At 58.8% G+C, this 3,302-nt stretch carries 4 protein-coding genes; 1 reads left to right on the forward strand and 3 read right to left on the reverse strand.

The features are described 5' to 3' along the window. Positions 1-866, forward strand: an 866-nt coding sequence (locus NW837_RS15860) for a dehydrogenase (RefSeq protein WP_414332686.1), incomplete at its 5' end; no start/stop codon positions are given. Here NW837_RS15860 and NW837_RS15865 read toward each other — a convergent pair. The 3 genes from NW837_RS15865 to NW837_RS15875 all read right to left on the reverse strand — a co-directional run bounded on the left by NW837_RS15865 (position 843) and on the right by NW837_RS15875 (position 3,137). Next, a complete protein-coding gene (locus NW837_RS15865; protein WP_414332688.1) occupies positions 843-1,379 on the reverse strand; it encodes an ATP-binding protein in 537 nt (178 codons plus the stop codon). The genes NW837_RS15860 and NW837_RS15865 overlap by 24 nt on opposite strands. 119 nt (positions 1,380-1,498) lie before the next feature. Then, positions 1,499-2,326 (reverse strand): OmpA family protein, encoded by an 828-nt coding sequence (locus tag NW837_RS15870; RefSeq protein WP_414332690.1) that lies wholly within the window; start codon positions 2,324-2,326, stop codon positions 1,499-1,501. Positions 2,327-2,477: 151 nt separating this feature from the next. After that, a complete protein-coding gene (locus tag NW837_RS15875; RefSeq protein WP_414332692.1) occupies positions 2,478-3,137 on the reverse strand; it encodes a S24 family peptidase in 660 nt (219 codons plus the stop codon). Positions 3,138-3,302 lie beyond the last annotated feature (165 nt).

Below are 3,302 nucleotides of genomic sequence, written 5' to 3' on the forward strand. Positions count from 1 at the left end.
AGCCCGTTTGGATGGTGCGGCGGGATATTTTCGACCACTACTTGATTCAGCAGGCGCAAAAGCAAGGGGCTGCGCTCCAGGCAGAATGCCCCGTCTCCGGCCTTGAGTGGCAAAGCGACCGCTGGCAAGTGATGACAACTGCCGGCCCGGTCTGGGGTCGGTACGTGATCGGGGCCGATGGGGCAAAAGGCTCAATGGCCAAGTGGCTGGGCTTTCAGGAACGCCGCCGTCGCCTGGCTGCCGCCTTGGAAGCAGAAGTGCCTCTCCTGCAGCCGCAAACTGCAGCCGCCCATTTTGACTTCGGCGCCGTCAGCAATGGCTACATTTGGAACTTCCCCAAGGCTGATGGCTACTCGATTGGAGCCGGCACCTTTCGGGGTGGAGAAAAACAAAACCTGCGGGAAATTGCCGCCCAATATGCCCAAAGCTTTGGCGTAGACTTGAAGTCGGTCAAGCCGTTTGGCCATCCCATCTGCCTCTGGGACGAAGATCAACCGCTTCACACCCAAAATGCCCTCTTGGTGGGAGATGCCGCCTGCGTTATCGATCCGTTTACCGCTGAAGGGATCCGCCCTTCCCTTCTCACCGGCATGTTGGCGGCCCAGGCCATCGATCAAGCTCTAGGCGGGGATACAGAAGCTCTGGCGAACTACTCCGCCCGCGTCCAGCAGGAATGGGGCTCCGAGATGCGTTGGGCCAAGCGGATTGCGGCGTTGTTCTATCGCTTTCCGGGCGTGGGCTATAGGGTGGGCGTCAAACGACCGGGAGCCACTCGGCGCATGGGCCAGATCTTGGCCGGTGAACTGCGCTACAGCGATGTGGCCAGCTCAGCTATTCGCAAGTTAAGCGGTGGTCTGCTCGCCTAAGCCCGGCACCGACAGACGCGGGCGAGATCCAGGATCGTCGAAGCGCTTGCCGATCACCAGGCAGTTGCGACCATCCGCTTGGCGGCTGTAGCTGAGGTGAGTAGAGAGAGCTTTCATCAGCAAAATACCCCGTCCCCCCTCGGACTCAAGATTGGCGTTGGGCGATGTGGGATCCGACACGTTCCGAGCAAATCCCTCCAGATCAAACTCCTGCCCCTGATCCCAGATGCGCAACTCCAGCCCTTGCGGCATCAGCAGCAGCTCAATGTCGATGGGCGTACTTTCCGGCAGAGCGCGGTGGGCGTGGCGAACGGCGTTGGTAAACCCCTCTGCCAAGGCCAACTGACATTCCGCCCAAATGGGATCCGGGATGCCCGCATTAAGGACTCCGTCCCGCTGACGCGAACGGAAAGACTCAAACCAGGTCAAAACCTGGTCAAGCGCGTCCAGGGTTGTGTCAACCCTCAGCGCAAACGTTTGCCTCTTGTCCAGAGGGATCCCTGCCGCGTTCAAAACCGAACCCCAACGATGAGGATTGAACTCAAGCCCATCAATCCTGGCCGGATTGACCCTACCAGATTCTAGACCAGAGCCCTGCTAGAACGTGTCATCCCCCACTTTGGGGGGTGCAGCTAGGGAGCGATGACCAAATCCACACGGCGGTTCCGCTGCCGTCCGGCTTCTGTGTCGTTATCGGCAACGGGCAAGGTGGGACCAAAGCCAGAGGTTGTCCAACTGATGGGATGGCCTTCCGGCAGCAGCTTCGTCAAATAGTCCTTAACCGCATTGGCGCGGCGCAGAGAAAGGGCCAAGTTGTAGTTTAAGGGCCCGATGTTATCGGTGTGGCCATTCACTTGAACGCGGGCGCCGGGCATAGCTTCCAAGGACTTGGCCACCTGGGCCAACAGCGAGGCTGCTTCAGGTCGAATCTCGGCTTTGTCAAAATCGAACAGCAAATCGCCCGGCAGGCTGATGGTTTGGGTTCCCACCTGAAAGGAGGTTGGCGTTGTGGTCGGAGCCGGGGTGGGCGCAGAGGCGCTTTCTGCCCCTGGAGCGATCTCAGCAGCAGTGGAAGATTCCCTGACAGGCTCAGGGGCTGTTTGAGAACGCAGCCGTTGCAGCCGCGACTCCAATTCCTCAATTCTGATCAAGAGCTGGATCACCTGCTGGCGGATCTCCCGAATCTCTGCCTCCAGATCCGTGGGGCTCTCATGATTTTCCTCTGGATCTGCATCTGCTGTTGGGCTGGCCACCGGAGGATTGGCCTGGGGCGGGGCCAAGGTGGGCAGGATCGGTGGTGTGGGAGAAGCGGGTTGAGTGGGAGAGATGTTGGTCTCCGGCTGGGGCTGAGGCTGAGCCTGCTGGGGAAGCACCATCCCAACCCAGATCCCGCTGCTGACCAAGAGGATCCCGCTTAGGGAATGGAGAGCGACTGTTAGGAGCTGGGACGAACGAGCCATTGCAGGCAAACCTCCGGCTGGATGGGCGCAGGCAAGGAGCAGGAACTCCTCTCAACTCAACCCTCAAGACCCATCCTAACCGGCGACCCGATCTCGCCAAGGGGATTCTCGGTCGGTCCAACTGCCACTTCCCGCCATCTGCTGTGGGAGGCTAATCAAAACTGATGCGACCTCGATAACGCCCTATGAGGGTTAGGCCGTTGATGGGATCCGCCAAATCCGCCACAAAAGGGGGAAAGCGGGGATTGTCGCTGATCACCTTCACCTGGGATCCGGGCAGGCGCTGCAGTCGTTTGACCAACAGATCCCCATCCATCTGAAAGACGTAAATGCCTTCACAGCTTAGATCCCCGCCCTCTTGCCGTTCCACAAAGATCCAGTCGCCATCCTCCAACGTGGGAGACATGCTATCCCCCTGCACCCGAATCAGACTTAGATCGGCAGGGTTTCCCTTCAAGTGCGTCCGCAGCCAGTTTCGCTCAAAAGCAATCACCGATTCGATCGATTCTTCCCGCACCAACGCCCCCGCTCCGGCAGAGGCGGCCACATCGACAAAAGGCACATACACATACTCTGCTTTCGAGTCGGGATCCAACTGCGGGGATCCCTCCCCTGTGATCAGCCAACTGAGGTTGACTTGGCCCACTTGGGCAATTTTCACGGCCTTATCAATGCCGGGCACGGATCCCTTCAGGTAGCTGCGCAAGGCCGTATCGCTAATTCCGGCCCGTCGCCCAAACGCATAGACGGCTTCATCGCCAATCACCCATCGCAAGCGGTCTGCAAAAGAAGAGCCAGAGGAGATGGACATCGGCTTAACGCTACATATTGTGTATAAGCAGATTTTTACCACTATATCTTGACAAGTCAACAACCGGTGCAGCCATTTGGGGAGAATCTTCAACGTAAACTACCCGGCTCCGACCGCTAAGCGGTACGGAGCGGGCTTTCAGTAGCCCTGAGCCTGCTCTGCTCT

Source organism: Synechococcus sp. R6-10 (genome assembly GCF_047461815.1).
Taxonomy (GTDB): domain Bacteria; phylum Cyanobacteriota; class Cyanobacteriia; order Thermostichales; family Thermostichaceae; genus Thermostichus.